The following is a 17,715-nucleotide window of genomic DNA, read 5'->3' on the forward strand; positions in this document are numbered from 1 at the left end:
CTCACGTGAAGCGCTGAGACTGCGATATCTCGCGGATTCCTTCTCAGGAACCGCGAGATATCGCATTCCGGGGGTCAGCGGAAGCGGAGCAGGCGCAGGCTGTTGAGCACGACGAACACCGAGCTGAACGCCATCGCGGCCCCGGCGATCATCGGGTCGAGCAGCCCGGCCGCGGCGATCGGGATCGCGGCGGTGTTGTAGGCGAAGGCCCAGAACAGGTTGCCCTTGATGATCCTGAGCGTGCGCCGGGACAGGCGGACGGCCTGCGGGATCTGCTGCGGATCGCTGGCCACGAGCGTGATGTCCGAGGCCGCGATCGCGGCATCCGTGCCGCTGCCCATCGCCAGCCCGAGGTCCGCGCGGGCGAGCGCGGCGGCGTCGTTGACCCCGTCGCCGACCATCGCCACGACCCGGCCCTCGTCCTGCAGCCGCTCGACGACCGCGACCTTGTCCGCCGGGCGGACGTCGGCGTGGACCCGGGTGATGCCGACCTCGCGGGCCACGGCGTGCGCGGCCCCGGCGTGGTCGCCGGTGAGGAGCACGGGCTCGAGCCCGAGCTCGCGGAGCTCGCCGATCGCGGCGGCGGCGCTCGGCTTGACGGTGTCGGCGACCTCGATGCGGCCGACGTACTCCCCGTCGATCGCCGCGGCGACGAGCGTCGCGGCGGCCCCCTCGGACTCGTCGGCGACACCGGGGATCCCGGCCTCGCGGAGCAGCCCGGGGCGCCCGATGAGCAGCGTCCGGCCGTCGACTACGGCGCGGATGCCGCCGCCGGGGATGTTCTCGAAGTCGGTGACGTCGAGACGCGCGGGCCCGGCGTCCCCGGCACTCGCCGACTCCGCCGCGCGGGCGATCGCCTGGGCGATCGGGTGCTCGCTGCGGGACTCGGCGGCGCCGACCCGGGCGAGCTGCTCGGGTGCGAGATCGTGCCCGACGACCTCCATGCGGCCCTCGGTCACGGTGCCGGTCTTGTCGAGCACGATGGTGTCGACCTTGCGGGTGCTCTCCATCACCTCGGGCCCGGAGACGAGGATGCCGAGCTGCGAGCCGCGGCCCGAGGACACCGCGAGGGCGGTCGGGGTGGCGAGTCCGAGCGCGCACGGGCAGGCGATGATGAGCACGGTGAGCGCGGCATGGAGCCCGGTGGTCCAGGTGCCGCCGAGCAGCCCCCAGCCGAGCAGCGTGAGCACGGCGATGACGATGACGGCCGGCACGAACACCGCCGACACCCGGTCGGCCAGGCGCTGCACCGGCGGTTTGCCGGTCTGCGCGCGGGTGACGAGATCAGCCATCGCGGCGAGCGTGGTCTCCGCACCGACGCGGGTGGCGCGGACCTCGAGCGAGCCGGAGGTGTTGACGGTCGCCCCGGTGACGGGATCGCCCTCGGCGACCTCGACCGGCACGCTCTCGCCGCTGAGCATCGACTCGTCGATCGCGGAGTGGCCGGCGACGACGACCCCGTCGGTGGCGATCTTCTCCCCGGGCCTGACCCGGAACACGTCGCCGATCACGAGGTCCTCGACGGGCACCTCGACCGCGGTGCGGGCAGCGCCCTCGCCCCGGAGCACGGTCGCCGAGCGGGCGCCCAGGCTCAGCAGCTCGCGCAGCGCGCGCGTCGCGGCGCCCTTCGCGCGCTCCTCGGTGAGCCGGCCGATGAGGAGGAACACCGTGATCGCGACGGCCGCCTCGAACCAGATGTGGTAGTCGTGCGGCAGGTGGAGGACGTGGCCGCGGGACACGGCGAGGCCGAGGGTGAAGAGCGAGTACAGGCCGGCGACGGTGATGCCGACGCTGACCAGGGTGTCCATCGTCGTCGAACCGCCGCGGGCGGCCTTGAATGCCGCCTGGTGGAACGGCCAGGCGCCCCAGGTGATGACCGGCAGGCTGAGGACCAGCACCACCCACTGCCAGCCGGGGAAGTGCCAGCCCATCACCATCGAGATCGCGATCACGGGCACGCCGAGGATCGCCGAGCCGATGAGGCGGGGACGCAGCCGCTCCGTGCCGTAGTCGACGACCTCCGGGCCGGCGCCGCCGGTGAAGGGGGCGCGGACGGTCGCGGAGTAGCCGGCGCGGGACACCGTGTCGGTGATCTGCTCATCGCTGACGTCCCCGGTGACCTCGACATGGGCGGAGTTGAGCGGCAGGTTGACGCTCGCGCTCACGCCGTCGAGCCGGTTGAGCTTCTTCTCGATCCGGGCCGAGCACGAGGCGCACGTCATCCCGGTGATATCGAGGTCGAGCTCGCGCACCCCCACCGGGGCCGAGGTGCCGGCGGGGGTGCCCGCCGGTCCTGCGGCTCCGCCCGGTCCCGAGGTGCGCGAGGCGCTGGGGGAGGTCATGTCACTTCACCTCGTAGCCGGCCTCGTCGACCGCGGCGGCGACGGCCGCATCATCGAGCGGCTGCTCGGAGGTGATGGTGACGGGGGAGCCACCGCCGGCCACGAGGTCGACCTCGACGGCGGAGACGCCGGGCAGCGCCCCGACCTCCTCCTTCACGGCGGCGACGCAGTGTCCGCAGGTCATGCCGGTGACGGTGATCGTGGTGGTGGTCATGTGGTGCTCCTTCAGTGGTGGATGGCGGTGATGGGCGGGTGGATCCGGTGAAGCCGGCGCAGCCCCTCAGCTCTTGATGAGTCGGGCGATCGCGGCGGTGGCCTCGGCGATCTTCGCCTCGGCCGACTCGGGCGATTCCTGCGCCGCGGTCACCACGCAGTGCTGCATGTGCTCGTCGAGCAGCCGGATCGACAGGGAGTGGAGCGCGGCGGTGGCGGCGGAGACCTGGGTGAGGATGTCGATGCAGTACTTGTCGTCCTCGATCATCCGGCCGATCCCGCGCACCTGCCCCTCGATGCGTCTGACCCGTGCGAGGTGGGCGGCCTTGTCCGCGGTGTAGCCGTGCGGCGGCTGCGGCTCCGGGTGGGTCTGCGGTGTGTCCATATCTGGAGAATATACCCCTAGGGGGTATGAATCAAGAGGGTGACGGGAGGGCCGGGCGGCAGGATGTGCGGATCAGCCGGGCGGGCGGTCGGCGGCCGGAGCCCGGGTGGCGTCCGGGTGGACCCCGGTCCGGCGAGGTGAGGCGCCCGGCCCGGGGAGGTGAGGGGAACCGGGTAGCCGCCGGCCCGGGGACGTGGCGGATCCACCACGCGCATGTGCCGATCCGGCGACCCGATGGGCCCGGCCCGGGCGCGGACTGCGGCACAATGTCCCCATGAGCGCCCGTGATCTGCCCGAACCGCCTGTGCCGCAGCTGAAGCCGGAGGACGGGTCGCGTGCGCAGGTCCCCGGCGCCGCGCCTGCGGAATCGGGAGGCGAGCCGCAGCGGGATCCCGAGCGACCGCGCCGCCGGTCCGCCCGGGCCGTGCACTGGCGTCGGCCCGATCGCCGTCGCCGCCGCGGCAGGGGGCCGCTGCGCTGGTTCCGGATCGGGGTCGCCGGGCAGATCCTCCGCGCGATCACCGTGATGTTCCTCGGCATCGTGCTGCTCACCACGACGATCCTCTACATCCAGCTCTCGCAGAAGAACAACGAGCACTTCCAGAGCCTCCTGGCCTCCTCCGCGGACTCGCTCGCCGCCTCCCCGGCCGTCCACGAGGCGCTGTTCGCCGACTCCGCCTTCTACTCCCCCGATGAGCAGGCCCCCGGGGCCGGCCCCGGGTGGGTCGAGGGCACGCAGGGGCGCGAGGACTTCACCGACTACCTCACCGCGGTCAAGGCCGACTACGAGCTCGATCGGCTCGCGGTGTTCTCCGCCGATGCGCTGCGCGGGGCGGAGATCGGCTCCGGGACGAGCGACCCGGGGGAGACGATCCCCGCCACCGGCGGCCCGGCGACGGAGGAGGCCGCCGCGGAGGTCCTCGCCGCGATCGATCCCGACCCCGTGCTCTCCGGGCGCACCGTCCTCCAGTTCGTCGACGGCGAGGCCGGTGGCACCCTCTACGCCGTCGCCCCCGTCTACAGCACGCCCCCGGGGGAGGAACCGGCCGCGGACGCCGAGGTCGCCGCCGTCGTCGCCACCGGGCTCCAGGCCGACTCCATCCGCGCCGATTTCGCCCCCCAGGGTCGCTGGATCATCGGCAGCGGTGCGCTGACGATCCTCATGGGCACGATCGCGGTGTGGCTCGCCTCCCGCGGACTCAAACGGGTGACCGGCGACTACGGGACCCAGGAGCTCGGCGAGATGCTCGACTTCTACTCCTCCGTCCTCCAGGCGGTGAGCGAAGGGCTGCTCCTCGTCGACCGCAACCACGGCATCGTCCTCCACAACACCGAGGCCGCCGAACTCGTCGGCCTGCCCGCGGACGGGACAGGGGACCCGGTGCGGGTCGCCGACCTCGAGCTGCCCGGATCGCTGCGCGAGCTGCTCGTCAGCGGCCGCTGGGCGCGCGACGAGATCCACTACACCGATGACCACGTGCTTGTCGTGAACCAGCAGCCCACTGAGCAGTCCCCGGACACCTGGGTCACCACCATGCGCGACCACACCGAGCTCCAGGAGCTGTCCGGCGAGCTCGTGTCGGTGCGGTCCTTCTCCGAGTCCCTGCGCTCGCAGACCCACGAGTACGCCAACCGGCTCCACACCATGGTGTCGCTCATCGAGATCGGTCACAGCGACCAGGCGCTCGAGTTCGCCACCCGTGAGATCGACCAGATGGACCGGCCGGCGGACAACCTGCTCGGCGGCTTCGACCACCCTGTGCTCTCGGCCCTGCTGCTGACGAAGCTCTCCCAGGCCAAGGAGGCCGGCATCGACCTCGAGGTCGACACGAGCGGCCTGACCGGCGGGCTGGCGGCCGAGGACCGCGATCTCGTCACCGTGATCGGCAACCTCCTCGACAACGCCTTCGACGCGGTGTCCCGGGCCGGCACAGCACCGGAGCGCCGCCGCGTCTACCTCACGATCTCCGGAGCCGAGGAGCGCGGCTACACCGTCGAGGTCGCCGACGACGGCCCCGGCATCCCCGAGGACTCCGTGGACCAGGTGTTCGAGCGCGGCTTCTCCACCAAGCACGACGGCGTCGAGCAGGATTCGGGCGCCGGCCGCACCGAGGACGGTGCCCGCGGGGTCGGGCTGTCGCTCGTCGTGCAGGCGGTGCGCCGCCTCGGCGGGGCGATCGACGTGCGCGGCGGGCCCGACTGCGAGGGCGACCCGCTGGGCGCGGCGTTCGAGGTGTGGCTGCCCGGCACACCGCCGGTCCGCCAGTCCGGCGTCCCCACGGGCAGCCTGCCGATCGTCGCGATGCCGGAGGAACCGCGGGATGCCGCAGGAGGCGCCGCGGGGTCCGGGGTGTCGCGCGATGCCGCGCCGGCCTCCGCGCCTGGGCCCGCGACGGCGTCTTCCACCGGGCCCGCGACGACGCCCGAAGCCGGCTCGCGGCCCGGATCCGAGGGAATCCATTAGGCTGGAGACGAGTATGGGAGCGCAGCACAGGCAGACCGATGATCACGGTGTCGGAGTCCTCGTCGTCGAGGACGAGAGCGTCGCCGCGAAGGCGCACGCCCAGTACGTCGATCGGCTCGAGGGATTCCACGTCGCCGGGATCGCCCGCAACGCGACGCAGGCGCTCGCCGCGCTCAGCGGCCAGATCATCGGCATGGACCCGGCGCGGATCACCCTCGTCCTCCTCGACATGAACCTGCCCGACGGCCACGGGCTGCAGCTGCTCCGCGCGATCCGCGGCAAGCACATCCCCGTCGACGTCGTCGCGGTGACCGCCGCCCGCGACATGCAGGTCGTCCAGGAGGCGCTGTCGCTGGGTGTCGTGCAGTACATCATCAAGCCCTTCACCTTCCCGGTATTCAAGTCCAAGCTCGAGGCGTACCTCGGCTACCGGGCCACGCTCGCCGCCGACTGCGACGGGGCGGAGATGACGCAGACCGAGGTCGACGCCGCGCTCGCGGCCCTCGGCGCCGCGCCGGCGAAGACGGCCCCCAAAGGGGTGCCGGAAGCGGTGCAGGAGCAGATCACCGGGGTGCTCGCCGACGGGAGCGCGATGTCCGCAGCCGAGGTCGGGGACCGGATCGGGGTCTCGCGCGTCACCGCCCGCCGGTACCTCGAGGCGCTCACCGACGCCGGAGCGCTCGACCGCCGGCCGCGCTACGGCTCCGCCGGCAGGCCGGTGCTCGAGTACCGGATCCTCGATTGAGCGGCCGCCGCACCGGCCGGTGAGCGCCCGCCGCGCCAGGCGGCCGACCACCCCGGGCGACGGCTGTCAGCGCTCGGGGGCGAACAGCGAATCCGTGTAGGCGCTGCCGAACACCGCGTGCGGGTCGAGGCGCGCCCGCAGGGTCCGGAAGTCCTCGAAGCGCGGGTAGACCGCACCGAGCTCGGCGGCGGTGAGCGTGTGGACCTTGCCCCAGTGCGGGCGGCCGTCGAACTCGCGGCAGATCTGCTCGATGCGGCGGAAGTACTCCGCGGAGTCGTCGCGGAAGAACCGGTGGCAGGCGATGTACATCGACTCCCGGCCCGTCGCGGTCGACAGGGGCACGTCGTCGGCGGCCGTCGTGCGCACCTCGAGGGGGAACGAGATCCGCCACCGGCGCTCCTCGATGAGGTCGCGGATCCGGGCGAGCACCTCGGGCCCGGCGGCGAGCGGCACCGCGTACTCCATCTCGGTGAACCTGACGCGGCGCGGGGACACGAAGGCCTCGTGCGCGGGCGCCCGGTAGAGGCGGTTCGAGGCCGCCTCCGCGGCGGCCCGGTTGAAGAACGGCACGAGCGCCGGCGCGCGGTGGCCGATCTCGCAGATCGCCCGCAGCGCCCCGTTGTCGAGCACCTCCTCGTTCAGCAGCTGCGCGAGGCGGCGGCGGGGCCGGGCGGCGGACATCCCGGCCGGCGGCGCCTGGCCGGGGGCCACCCGCACGTTCGTCTTGACGAGCGCTCGGTCGGTGTGCGGGAACCAGTAGAACTCGAGGTGATCGCACTGCGCGGAGCGGGCGACGAAGGTCGCGAGGAGATCGTCGAAGGGCTCGGACTGCTCGCGGGCGACGACGTCGAAGCGCGGGACGCACGCGAGCTCGATCTCGGTGATGACACCGAGCACGCCGAGACTGAGGCGGGCGAGGTCGAAGACGTCGGGGTCCGCGGCTCGGGAGAGTTCGCGGCGCGCGCCGTCGGCGGTGAGGAGCGTGAGGCCGGTGACCATCCCGGCGAACCCGGTGAAGCCGTGCCCGGTGCCGTGGGTCCCGGTGGAGATCGCGCCGGCGAGCGACTGCGGGTCGACGTCGCCCTGGTTGGCCAGCGCGAGGCCGTGCGGGGCGAGCAGCGCGGGGATGTCGCGCAGCCGGGTGCCCGCCCGGAATCGCACCCGCCGGGTGGCGGCATCGACGGCGACGATCCCGCTCAGCGCGTCGAGGGAGATCATGGTCCCGGTCCCGAGTGCGACGGGGGTGAAGGAGTGTCCGGCGCCGATGACGCGGATCCGCTCCCCGCTCCCGATCGCCGCGGCGACGACCGCGACGACCGCGGCGAGCTCGGATTCGTCGGCGGGAGCATGGAACGCCGCGGGGTGGGCATGCGCGGTGCCCGACCAGGTGCTCACGCGGCGGCTTCGTCCGGTCCCGCCCGTCGGCGCACCTGTCAGTGCGCCCATCCGGAACCTCGATACGTCGACCATGAGTCGATGATCTGACCGCCGGCGACGATGTGGAATCCGGTGAGGTGCTCCGCGAGCTCCCCGGCCTTGGCGTGCCGGAGGAAGACGTGGGCGCCGAGCGGCAGCGTGTCCGCGCCCGGACCGTGGAGCGGGGTCTGCACCTCGCCGGGGCCCTCGGTGGAGCTGTAGGCGAGGCCCTCCGGCCAGGCGATCGTCGGCCGCCGGTCGTCCCCGGGCGGGCCCGAGGCGATCCAGCCCCCGCCGGCGACCGTCACCCAGCCGGGGGCCGGCCTGCGGACCACGGGGAGGGCGAAGAACGCCGCCGGCTCGTGACGGAAGCCGCGGTAGGTGTCGTAGAGGCCGGGGGAGAACAGGCCGGAGCCGACGGTGAGCTCGGTGAGCGTGCCCTCGGCCGCGCTCGTCTCGAGCGAACCGGTGCCTCCGCCGTTGACGAACTCGAGCTCGGCGACCTCGCGGAGCGCGGCGACGACCCGGGTGCGGCGCTCGCGCAGCTCCGCGACGGACATCCGGCGCACGGTGCGCACGGCGAGCGCATGCGCACCGCGCCCGGCATCGCCGAGACCGGCGATCTGCCCCTCGTACGACATCACGCCGACGAGCCGGAGTCGCCGGTCGGCCGCGACCCGCCCGGCGAGGGCGAGCGCCTCGGCGACCTCCCGCACCGGGCTCCGGCGGGCGCCCAGGTGCACGCGACCGCGGGTGAATCGAGCGGCCGGTCGGAGCGAGGCATCGAGATCGAGGCACAGGCGCAGCGGCTGCGCGGCGGTCGAACCGGCGGGGCCGTGGGTGGGGGCGAGCGCTGCGAGAAGGACGTCGATGCCCTCGTCCGAGTCGACCATGAGTGTGATGTGGGCGAGCGCCTCGGCGTCGGCCGCCAGCGCGCGGAGACCCTCCCGGTGGACGGTCGGATACGCGACGACGATGTCGCGGAAGCCGAGCCGGTGGAGATCGAGCGCCTCGGGCAGTGAGAAGGCGAGGATCCCGCCGTAGCCGGGGGCGGAGAGGACCCGTTCGAGGGCGTGGGGTGCGCGGAGGGATTTCGAGGCGACCCGGATCGGGAGCCCGGCGGCACGGGCGCGGAGCGCGGCGATGTTGCGATCGAAGGCATCGCGATCGATGACGCCGAACGGCCCGTCGAGATCGCCGACGGCCCTGCGCAGCTCTGCACTCACCATGGCGCCGGCCTAATCGACGGCGACCCGATTTGTTACTCATGCGTAGGGTCGGGTGATCCCGGGGGCGCGTCTGGGATCATGGGGGGATGACTGCGAAGCGCACCGCCGACACCGGCACCTCTCCTGCCGCTACCACTCCTGCCGCCTCCTCCGCGGACCACGGGTCCGCTGCCGCCTCCTCCGCGGCCTCTCCTGCAACCGCCTCGGCCGAGCACCCGGTCGCCCTGCCCGAGCGGCTGCGGGAGTTCCTCGCCGGGGATCCGCTCGCCGATGTCTCCGGCTCCGGCGCCCCGGTCGAGGTCAGGGCACCCTTCTCCGGGGAGCTGCTCGGCACCTTCGCCGGGTGCACGGCGGACGATGTCGCCGTGCGCGCCCGCGCCGCCCGGATCGCCGGCAGGGCCTGGGCGGACCGCCCGGTGCGGGAGCGCGCCGCCGTCGTGCTGCGCCTCCACACCCTCATCCGCTCCCACGAGGAGCTCGTCCTCGACGTCATCCAGGCGGAGAACGGCAAGGCGCGGCTGCACGCCTACGACGAGGTGCTCGACGCCTACAACGTGTGCCGCTACACCGGGGTGACCGCCTCGCGGGTGCTCCGGGCGCGCTCCCGGCGCGGCGCGATCCCGGGGCTGACGACCACGCGCATCGACCGGTCCGCGCTCGGTGTCGTCGGCTTCATCAGCCCCTGGAACTATCCGCTGTCGCTCGGTGCCACGGATCTTCTCGCCGCCCTCGTCGCCGGCAACGCCGTGGTCCACAAGCCCGACTCCGCGACCCCGCTGTCGAGCGTGCTCGTGCGGCGGCTCGCGATCCGGGCAGGACTCCCGGCCGATGTCTGGCAGCTCGTGCCCGGCGAGGTCGCCGAGGTCGGGGAGAGTCTGCTCGACCACGTCGATGGGCTGTCCTTCACCGGGTCCACCCGCGCGGGGCGCGGCATCGCGGCCGAGGCGGCGGCCCGGCTGCTGCCCACCGTCCTCGAGCTCGGCGGCAAGAACCCGATGATCGTGTGTGCGGACGCGGATATCGACGCCGCGGTCGCCGGCGCGGTGCGCGGGAGCTTCAGCTCGAGCGGCCAGCTGTGCCTGTCGATGGAGCGGATCTACGTCGTGCGGCCGCTCTACGAGGAGTTCTGCACGCGCTTCGCGGCCGCGACCCGGGCTCTCACCCTGGGGGCGGCCTTCGATCACTCGGCCGAGGTCGGCACCCTGAGTTCGGCCGCGCAGCTCGATCGGGTGCAGGAGCACATCGACGATGCCGTGGCCGCCGGCGCCCGAGTGCTCGCGGGCGGCCGGGCGCGGCCCGACCTCGGCCCGTTCTTCTTCGAGCCCACGGTGCTCGTCGATGTGCCGGAGTCCGCACAGCTGTGCCGGGAGGAGACCTTCGGCCCAGTCGTGGCGGTGTCCGCGGTCGACAGCGAGGACGAGGCGGTGCTCGCGGCCAACGACACCCCCTACGGTCTTAACGCGAGCGTGTTCTCCGGCTCCCGGCGGCACGGGATGGCCGTCGCGCGGCGCCTCGAGGCCGGGATGGTCAACGTCGACGAGGCGTTCGCCGCGGCCTGGGGGTCGATCGACGCGCCCTCGGGCGGGTGGAAGGACTCCGGGCTCGGGCACCGCCACGGGCCGGAGGGCCTGCTCCAGTTCACCCGCACCCGGACGATCGCTCACCAGGCTCTCGTGCCGCTCGCACCCGGCGGACGCCTCTCCCCGGCTCGCTTCCAGCAGGTGATGACCGGCGCCCTCGACGTCATGCGCGCCCTGCGGATGGGCTGATTCCGCGGGGATCCCGGGATGTCGCAGCTCCTGTGCACGGTCGCCCGGACTGCTCCGGAACCGTCGTCAGGGTCAGCCCGCGCTGCGTTCCCGCCAGGCGCGCCCCTTCGCGCGGGCGAGGTCTGCGGCCAGACCGGTGTACGTCGCCGGGGTGAGCGCTGCGAGCCGCTCCGTCTCCGGCTCCGGCAGGCCGAGCCCGCGCACGAACTCCACGAGCTCCTCGCGTCCCACCCGATGGCCGCGCGTGAGCTCCTTGAGCTTCTCGTAGGGGTTGTCCATGCCGGGCACGCCCTGCAGGTAGGCCGCGCGCATGACCGACTGGATCGCCTCGGCGAGGACCTCCCAGTTCGCGTCGAGGTCGGCGTCGAGCGCCGCGGTGTTGATCGCGAGCTTGTCGAGGCCCTTGACGAGGTTGTTGAGCGCCAGCAGCGAGTGGCCGAGCGCCACGCCGATGTTGCGCTGGGAGGTCGAGTCGGTGAGGTCGCGCTGCAGGCGGCTCGTCACCAGCGTCGAGGCCAGGGAGTCGAGGAGCGCGCACGACAGCTCGAGGTTCGCCTCGGCGTTCTCGAAGCGGATCGGGTTGACCTTGTGCGGCATCGTCGACGAGCCGGTCGCGCCCTCGACCGGGATCTGCGTGAAGTAGTTCATCGAGATGTAGGTCCACATGTCGGTGGCGAGGTTGTGGGCGATCCGGTTGAACCGCGCGACGTCGGCGTAGAGCTCCGCCTGCCAGTCGTGGGACTCGATCTGCGTGGTGAGCGGGTTGAAGGTGAGGCCGAGCCCCTCGACGAACGTCTGCGCGATCCGCGGCCAATCGGCGTCGGGGACGGTGACGGCGTGGGCGGCATAGGTGCCGGTCGCCCCGTTGATCTTGCCGAGGTACTCCGTCGCCGCGATCCGGTCGTACTGGCGGTGGAGCCGGTGGACGACCACTGCGACCTCCTTGCCCATGGTCGTCGGCGTCGCGGGCTGTCCGTGGGTGTGGGAGAGCATGGGGACGTCGGCGAGCTCGAGCGCCATCGCCGCGAGCGCGTCGATGAGGGCGGCCGCGCGGGGCAGCCACACGGTCTCCACCGCATCCTTGATGCCCACGGCGTAGGACAGGTTGTTGATGTCCTCCGAGGTGCAGCAGAAGTGGACGAGCTCGGACAGGTCCTCGGCGCCGACGTGGCTCAGCGCCTCCTTGATCGCGTACTCGACGGCCTTGACGTCGTGGACGGTGACGGCCTCGAACATCGCGAGCTGGGAGATCGTCTCCTGGTCGAAGCCGGTGACGATCGACCGCAGATGGGCGCGCTCCTCGTCGAGGAGCGCGCGGGTGCCCGGCACCACGCCGGCATCGGCCAGATGGATGAACCATTCGACCTCGACATGGATCCGATTGCGATTGAGGGCGGCCTCGGACAGGTGGTCGACGAGCGGAGCGGCATCCGCCCGATAGCGGCCGTCGAGGGGTCCGAGGGCGATGGTCGGATCGAGCTGGGCGAGAGTCACGCGAGTCATGCCCACATCTTCGCACGAGCGTCCCGACGGTGGGAGGGGAGTCCGGCGGGCGCACCGGAGGGTGATCGAGGGGGCGAGCCGGAGCGCGCTGTGGGGTGCGACGGAGCGCGCTGAGGGGTGAGCGGATGCGCCTGCGGGCCGGGTGCACGGGTGATCGGCGCACGGCCGTGCGACCGGTGCGAGCGCGGCCTGTGGACAGGGCTGCCTCCCCTGCGACCCCGGGGCGGGGATCGTGGTCTCTCCTGTGCGGTTCCCGACGGTGGACGGATCAACGTCCGTCCACAGGGAGCACCGAGGGCTCGATGGGCGGCTGCGGCCCGGTGCACGGTGGGCGCATGCTCATCGACGAACTCGAGAAGAACCGGCGCGGCTGGGAGGAGGTCGCGGACTCCCTCGCGCAGATCGCCGAACGCTGCCTGCGCGGCGGTGGAACGGAGTGGGCGTCGACGTCCGCGGACAGGTTCCGGGACGAGCTCGCCGACCGCGTCACCGAGCTCCACCGGCTCCGGGAGCTCGCACTCGCCGTCGTCGACGCCTATGCGCGTCATATTCCTGCGGTGCAGGATGCCGAGCTGCCCGCCGATGCGCTCCTGCTGTGAGGAGGGGGCCTGCTGTGAGGAGGGGGACCGCCATGAGGAGGGGGGTCGTGGAATCGCCTCGGGAGCATGGGCCGGACAGGCGCTGGATCCCGTTCTCCGCTGCGGAGGTGCTCGCCCTGCCGCCGGACCTGCAGGCCGGCTGGCCGGACGCCCAGCGTCCCGCAGCGGTGAGCTGTGCCCTGTCCGCCCGGCCCGGGGTGGGCGGACAGGGCACGTCGTCGACCGGGCCGCTGTCGACCGGGCCGTCGGACCCCGAGCCGGCGCCGAGCGAGCTGTCGGCCGGGCCGACCGCGGCCTGGGTCGCGCGGGCCTCGCTCATCCTCGGCGGGGCCCCGGTGGTCGGCGGGTTCGAGCTGCTCGGTCCGGGCCTCCGGATCGTCGTGAGCGCCGGTGTGCTCCACCGCGCATGCTGCGTGGTCTGGCGCTGGACGGACGCTCACGGCCGGTCGACCCACCCCGGTGGCGGCTGCCTGCTCGGCCGGGTCGATCGGGCAGCTCGCCTGCCGGAGCTCATCGCCGAGCTCGTCCCCCGCGAGACCCCGGCGGCGGCGCTCGGCGTCCTCGGGTGCCGCGGGGTCGAACCGGAGCCGTGGACGATCGGCCGGTCGGCGTCCCCGCCCGGAAGGGGAGAGGCGGGGCCGGTGGCGCGCACGGCGGCACCCGCGCTCGGCGCGCATCCCCTCGCCGCGCAGGTGCGCGCCCGGGTCCGCGCCGATCTGCACCGCGCCGTTCTCGCCGCGGCCGGGGAGACGCGTGGGAGCACGACCGGAGGGCCCGTCGGGGAGCCCGGCGTCGGTGACTCCCGTCGAGGCGGCCGGTGCGGGGCGGGTCGTCGATGAGCCACGGAGTCTCCACCCACGGCGGGCCCGGCGGAACCCGCGCGCGGACCGAGGACCTCGCCGACTTCGCCGCGGAGCTGCGCGGGATCGCCGAGGAGGTCGCCGAGCTCTTCCTCCGCAGCGCCGGGAGCGAGCTCGACCCCGTGCTCGAGCTCTCCGCGGTGACGGCGCCGACGACCGCCTTCGAGGTGTCCCGGCGGAGCACGGAGTTCCTCGGCGCAGCGGCCGGGGTGTCGGGGCGGCTCGCCGGCACCGGGATAGCGCTCGGGGCGGCGATGCTCGCCTACCGGGCTGCCGAGGACTTCGCCGCGCGTCTCTTCGACCGGGTGCTCACGGCCATGGGCAACGTCCTCGGGCACGCCGTTCGCACGGCGATCCCCCTCCTCGCCCCGGTCCTGTTCCGCGGCCTCGTCACTGCCGGCGTCGTCCTCGCCATCGCCGACCGGATCGGTCTCGACGAGCTCCTCGAGGACGCGTTCGGCATCGACCTGCCGGAGATCACCGCGGCGGGTCTGGCCGTCCTCGGGCGAGAGCTGTTCGCCGGCTCCGACGGTGCCGCCCGGATCATCGAGCACGTGCTGCCCGGGTTCGCCGCCGGTTTCCTCGGCGTGCCGCCGGGACTCCAGGCGCAGTTCGGCGACCGGGGGCCGTGGCCGCACGATTCGCAGTCGGTCACCGAGTGGGTGATCGCCGGCGGTCGGGCGGGCGGGCTCATGCGTCGCACCGGGGTCGACGTCGAGCACGCGGAGCGCTCCCCGGGCCGGCGGCCGGCCCGGGCGCCCGCCGGCCTCCCCGAGCTGTTCGCCCGCACGCTGGCCGGTCACCGCGGCAGGGACAACGGGCGGGTGCAGATCGAGCGGATCCGCGGGGCCGACGGCGCGGTGCGGTGGATCGTGTACGTGCCCGCGACGACCGACTGGTCCGCCCGCACCGGGAAGAACTCGACCGATCTCACGACCAATGTCGAGGGCGTGGCCGGGCACGACACAGCGATGCGGGAGACCGTGCGGCAGGCGGTCGCCGAGGCCGGGATCGGCGCGGAGGAGGAGGTCATGCTCGTCGGATACTCCCAGGGCGGCATCACCGCGGCCTCCCTCGCGGCGGACCCCGCGTTCCGGAACTCGGTCTCCGTCACGGCCCTGCTCACCGTCGCGAGCCCGGTCTCGGATTTCGACATCCCCGACGGGATCTCGACGCTGTCGATCGAGCACGAGCAGGACCTCGTCCCCGACCTCGACGGCGGCGAGAACCCGGACCGGCCGCATTGGACGACGATCACCGTCGACCTCGACACCGACGCGCTGCGCGACGATGAGCTGTCCGCCGGGCGGACGGAGGACCAGATCGACGAGGTGCTCGCGAATCCCGGGTTCGCCCACGGCGGCGATGTCTACGCCGCGACGATCGACCGCCTCCACCGGGAGGGGGAGCCGGGCCTGCTCGCCTGGCAGGACTCCCGCGCCGGGTTCTTCTCCGGGGAGGTGGAATCGGTGCAGGACTCCGTCGGCACCCGCCGCTGAGCACGCTCGCGGCTGCGGATCCAGGCCGCTGACGAGGGGATTCACTCCGACGTCCGAGCAATTGTGGAGGAGATGACAAAACCCGATCGGACCTCGGCAGTCCTCGACAAGCGACGCCGGACGGTGCCTAGCGTGAGGGGTATCCGCGGGCACCGGCCGCGGTGCCGACGGGCCGAGGGCAGCGATGCCGCCGCGCCGCGAGGACGGGCGCCGGGAGGCGCCCGGGAAGGCGAGCCGCATAGTTTTGCAGAGTGCGATGAATCCGTTAGCGTATATCCACTATGTGAAATGCATCACCACCACGGGGCCGCCGAGCACACCCGCATCACGGCACCACAGCCGCTGGCGACCGGACGACACCCTCATCCGGGGGCCACGACATGAGGAGAACTGGTATGACATCGAACATTGCGCAGGCCCCCGACTCGAAGACGAACTCGGAGCCGAGAATGATTCAGATGCTGACCCCCGAAGGCGATCGCGTGAGCTCGGGAGAGTACGACGCCTTCGCCGCAGAGCTCACCGACGACGACCTCCGGAACTTCTACCGCGACATGGTGCTCGTGCGCCGCGTCGACGCGGAGGGCAACGCCCTGCAGCGCCAGGGTCAGCTGGGCCTGTGGGCCCCGCTGCTCGGCCAGGAGGCCGCCCAGATCGGAATGGGCCGGGCCTTGCGCCCGCAGGACTTCGTCTTCCCGACCTACCGCGAGCACGGCCTCGCCTGGTGCCGCGGCGTGCAGCCGGAGACCCTGCTCGGCATGTTCCGCGGGCAGAACCACGGCGCCTGGGACCCCCAGGAGAACCGCTTCCACACCTACACGATCGTCATCGGCTCCCAGGCGCTCCACGCCACCGGGTACGCGATGGGGATCAGCCTCGACGGGGACGTCGGCACCGGTGACATCGAGCGCGACAGCGCCACCATCGCGTGCTTCGGCGATGGCGCCACCTCGCAGGGCGACGTCTCCGAGGCCCTGACCTTCGCCGGTGCCTTCCACGCCCCCGTCCTCTTCTTCTGCCAGAACAACCAGTGGGCGATCTCCGAGCCGACGAGCGTGCAGACCACGGTGCCGCTGTTCAAGCGCGGCGAGGGCTTCGGGGTGCCGGGAGTCCGCGTCGACGGCAACGACATCATCGCGATGTACGCAGTCGCCCGCGCCTCGCTCGACAGCGTCCGCGCCGGACACGGTCCCATGCTCATCGAAGCCTTCACGTACCGGATGGGCGCGCACACCACCGCCGACGACCCGAGCAAGTACCGCGACGCCGCTGTCACCGAGCAGTGGAAGGCCAAGGACCCGATCAGCCGGCTGCGCGCCCACCTCGAGAAGTCGGGTCTCGCCGACGACGGCTTCTTCGCCGAGGTCGACGCCGAGGCCGACACCCTGGCTGCACGCATCCGCAAGGCATGCATGGAGATGCCCGAACCCGACCCCGCGGAGATCTTCGACTTCGCCTACGCCGGGGAGCACTCCCTCGTCGCCGAGGAGAAGGCCGCGTACCTCGACTACCTCGACTCCTTCGCCGACACGACGGACGGGGGGCGCTGACATGGCAGCAGACACCACGACGACCGAGGCCCCCGGGTCCTCGCTCACCACCCTGCCGCTGTCCAAGGCGATCACCGCCGGGCTGCGCCGGGCGATGGAGGACGACGACAAGGTCGTCCTCATCGGTGAGGACATCGGGAAGCTCGGCGGAGTCTTCCGCGTCACCGAGGGCCTGCAGAAGGACTTCGGCGAGGCGCGCGTCATCGACGCCCCGCTCGCCGAGTCCGGCATCGTCGGCACCTCGATCGGCATGGCGATCCGCGGCTACAAGCCCGTCATCGAGATCCAGTTCGACGCCTTCATCTACCCGGCCTACGACCAGATCGTCACCCAGCTCGCCAAGCTCCACAACCGCACGCAGGGCCACGAGCAGATGCCGCTCGTCATCCGCGTGCCCTACGGCGGCGGGATCGGCTCCCCGGAGCACCATTCGGAGAGCCCGGAGACGGTGTTCGCCCATCACGCCGGGCTGCGCCTCATCTCACCGTCGACGCCGCACGACGCCTACTGGATGATCCAGGAGGCCGTGCAGAGCCCGGACCCGGTGATGTTCTTCGAACCCAAGCGCCGCTACTGGATGCGCGGGGAGGTCGACACCGCCGAGCGCGGCCTGCCCCACGATCGGGCGCAGGTCGTGACCGAGGGGACCGACCTCACGCTCCTCGCCTACGGCCCCCTCATGCCGACGGCCAAGGACGTCGTCGCGGCCGCGGCGGAGGAGGGCACGAGCATCGAGCTCATCGACCTCCGCTCGCTGTCCCCGATCGACTTCGACACGATCGAGGCCTCGGTCCGCAGGACCGGCCGGCTCGTCGTCGCCCACGAGGCCCCGGTGTTCCTGGGCCTCGGCGCGGAGATCGCCGCTCGGATCACCGAGCGCGCGTTCTTCCACCTCGAAGCGCCCGTGCTGCGGGTGGGCGGCTTCCACACGCCCTACCCCGGCTCCAAGCTCGAGCACCACTACCTGCCCGACCTCGACCGGATCCTCGACGGCGTCGACCGCGCACTCGCCTACTGACGCCCGCCCCGCCCCCGGCGCCCCGGCCCGGTGGGCGGGGCGCCGCGGGTCGGCAGCACGCTGAGCGCCGCCGGCCGCCCCGAGGATCGACCGACCACCCGACGACAGACAAGCAAGGGTACT

Annotated in this window: 14 protein-coding genes; 8 read left to right on the top strand and 6 right to left on the bottom strand. The window is 72.8% G+C overall.

Annotated features, from left to right (window positions below):
* Positions 1-74: 74 nt before the first annotated feature.
* From ABD883_RS01025 to ABD883_RS01035, 3 genes are all read right to left on the bottom strand, one after another.
* Positions 75-2,342, bottom strand: coding sequence for a heavy metal translocating P-type ATPase (locus tag ABD883_RS01025; RefSeq protein WP_345029163.1), 2,268 nt, complete (start codon positions 2,340-2,342; stop codon positions 75-77).
* Between the two features lies 1 nt (position 2,343).
* Positions 2,344-2,556, bottom strand: coding sequence for a cation transporter (locus tag ABD883_RS01030; protein ID WP_137318581.1), 213 nt, complete (start codon positions 2,554-2,556; stop codon positions 2,344-2,346).
* Positions 2,557-2,622: 66 nt separating this feature from the next.
* Positions 2,623-2,940 carry a metal-sensitive transcriptional regulator gene (locus ABD883_RS01035; protein ID WP_295689746.1) on the bottom strand — a complete coding sequence of 106 codons (318 nt, stop codon included), beginning with the start codon at positions 2,938-2,940 and terminating at the stop codon, positions 2,623-2,625.
* A gap of 274 nt (positions 2,941-3,214) precedes the next feature.
* On the opposite strand from ABD883_RS01035, the gene ABD883_RS01040 reads away from it, so the two are divergent.
* Complete coding sequence (locus tag ABD883_RS01040) at positions 3,215-5,404, top strand: sensor histidine kinase (protein ID WP_345029167.1); 2,190 nt, start codon at positions 3,215-3,217, stop codon at positions 5,402-5,404.
* A 13-nt stretch (positions 5,405-5,417) separates the two neighbouring features.
* Positions 5,418-6,149, top strand: coding sequence for a response regulator (locus ABD883_RS01045; protein ID WP_137318584.1), 732 nt, complete (start codon positions 5,418-5,420; stop codon positions 6,147-6,149).
* A gap of 66 nt (positions 6,150-6,215) precedes the next feature.
* On the opposite strand, the gene ABD883_RS01050 is transcribed toward ABD883_RS01045, so the two are convergent.
* Together ABD883_RS01050 and ABD883_RS01055 are read right to left on the bottom strand one after the other, a co-directional pair.
* On the bottom strand, positions 6,216-7,544 hold the full coding sequence (locus ABD883_RS01050) for a D-arabinono-1,4-lactone oxidase (protein ID WP_345029170.1): 1,329 nt from the start codon (positions 7,542-7,544) through the stop codon (positions 6,216-6,218).
* Between the two features lie 38 nt (positions 7,545-7,582).
* On the bottom strand, positions 7,583-8,794 hold the full coding sequence (locus ABD883_RS01055; RefSeq protein WP_345029172.1) for an alanine racemase: 1,212 nt from the start codon (positions 8,792-8,794) through the stop codon (positions 7,583-7,585).
* Between the two features lie 86 nt (positions 8,795-8,880).
* Here ABD883_RS01055 and ABD883_RS01060 point away from each other — a divergent pair, with 86 nt between their 5' ends.
* The gene (locus ABD883_RS01060) at positions 8,881-10,563 is read left to right on the top strand and encodes a succinic semialdehyde dehydrogenase (RefSeq protein ID WP_345029173.1); all 1,683 of its coding nucleotides are present in this window, start codon (positions 8,881-8,883) and stop codon (positions 10,561-10,563) included.
* Positions 10,564-10,635: 72 nt separating this feature from the next.
* On the opposite strand, the gene purB is transcribed toward ABD883_RS01060, so the two are convergent.
* Positions 10,636-12,066 (bottom strand): adenylosuccinate lyase, encoded by a 1,431-nt coding sequence (purB, locus tag ABD883_RS01065; protein ID WP_345029175.1) that lies wholly within the window; start codon positions 12,064-12,066, stop codon positions 10,636-10,638.
* A 335-nt stretch (positions 12,067-12,401) separates the two neighbouring features.
* Here purB and ABD883_RS01070 point away from each other — a divergent pair, with 335 nt between their 5' ends.
* From ABD883_RS01070 to ABD883_RS01090, 5 genes are all read left to right on the top strand, one after another.
* Positions 12,402-12,665, top strand: a complete 264-nt coding sequence (locus ABD883_RS01070; protein WP_247424218.1) for a hypothetical protein — start codon at positions 12,402-12,404, stop codon at positions 12,663-12,665.
* Positions 12,666-12,712: 47 nt separating this feature from the next.
* Positions 12,713-13,504 (top strand): hypothetical protein, encoded by a 792-nt coding sequence (locus tag ABD883_RS01075; protein ID WP_345029176.1) that lies wholly within the window; start codon positions 12,713-12,715, stop codon positions 13,502-13,504.
* On the top strand, positions 13,501-15,024 hold the full coding sequence (locus ABD883_RS01080) for a hypothetical protein (RefSeq protein ID WP_345029178.1): 1,524 nt from the start codon (positions 13,501-13,503) through the stop codon (positions 15,022-15,024). Before ABD883_RS01075 ends, ABD883_RS01080 begins: the two co-directional genes overlap by 4 nt.
* Before the next feature lie 449 nt (positions 15,025-15,473).
* Positions 15,474-16,574, top strand: coding sequence for a pyruvate dehydrogenase (acetyl-transferring) E1 component subunit alpha (gene pdhA, locus ABD883_RS01085; RefSeq protein WP_295691146.1), 1,101 nt, complete (start codon positions 15,474-15,476; stop codon positions 16,572-16,574).
* A gap of 1 nt (position 16,575) precedes the next feature.
* Positions 16,576-17,592: an alpha-ketoacid dehydrogenase subunit beta gene (locus tag ABD883_RS01090; protein WP_295691144.1), complete on the top strand. Its 1,017-nt coding sequence runs from the start codon at positions 16,576-16,578 to the stop codon at positions 17,590-17,592.
* The last annotated feature ends 123 nt before the right edge of the window (positions 17,593-17,715 follow it).

This window comes from Brevibacterium pityocampae (assembly GCF_039541555.1).
Lineage (GTDB): Bacteria > Actinomycetota > Actinomycetes > Actinomycetales > Brevibacteriaceae > Brevibacterium > Brevibacterium pityocampae.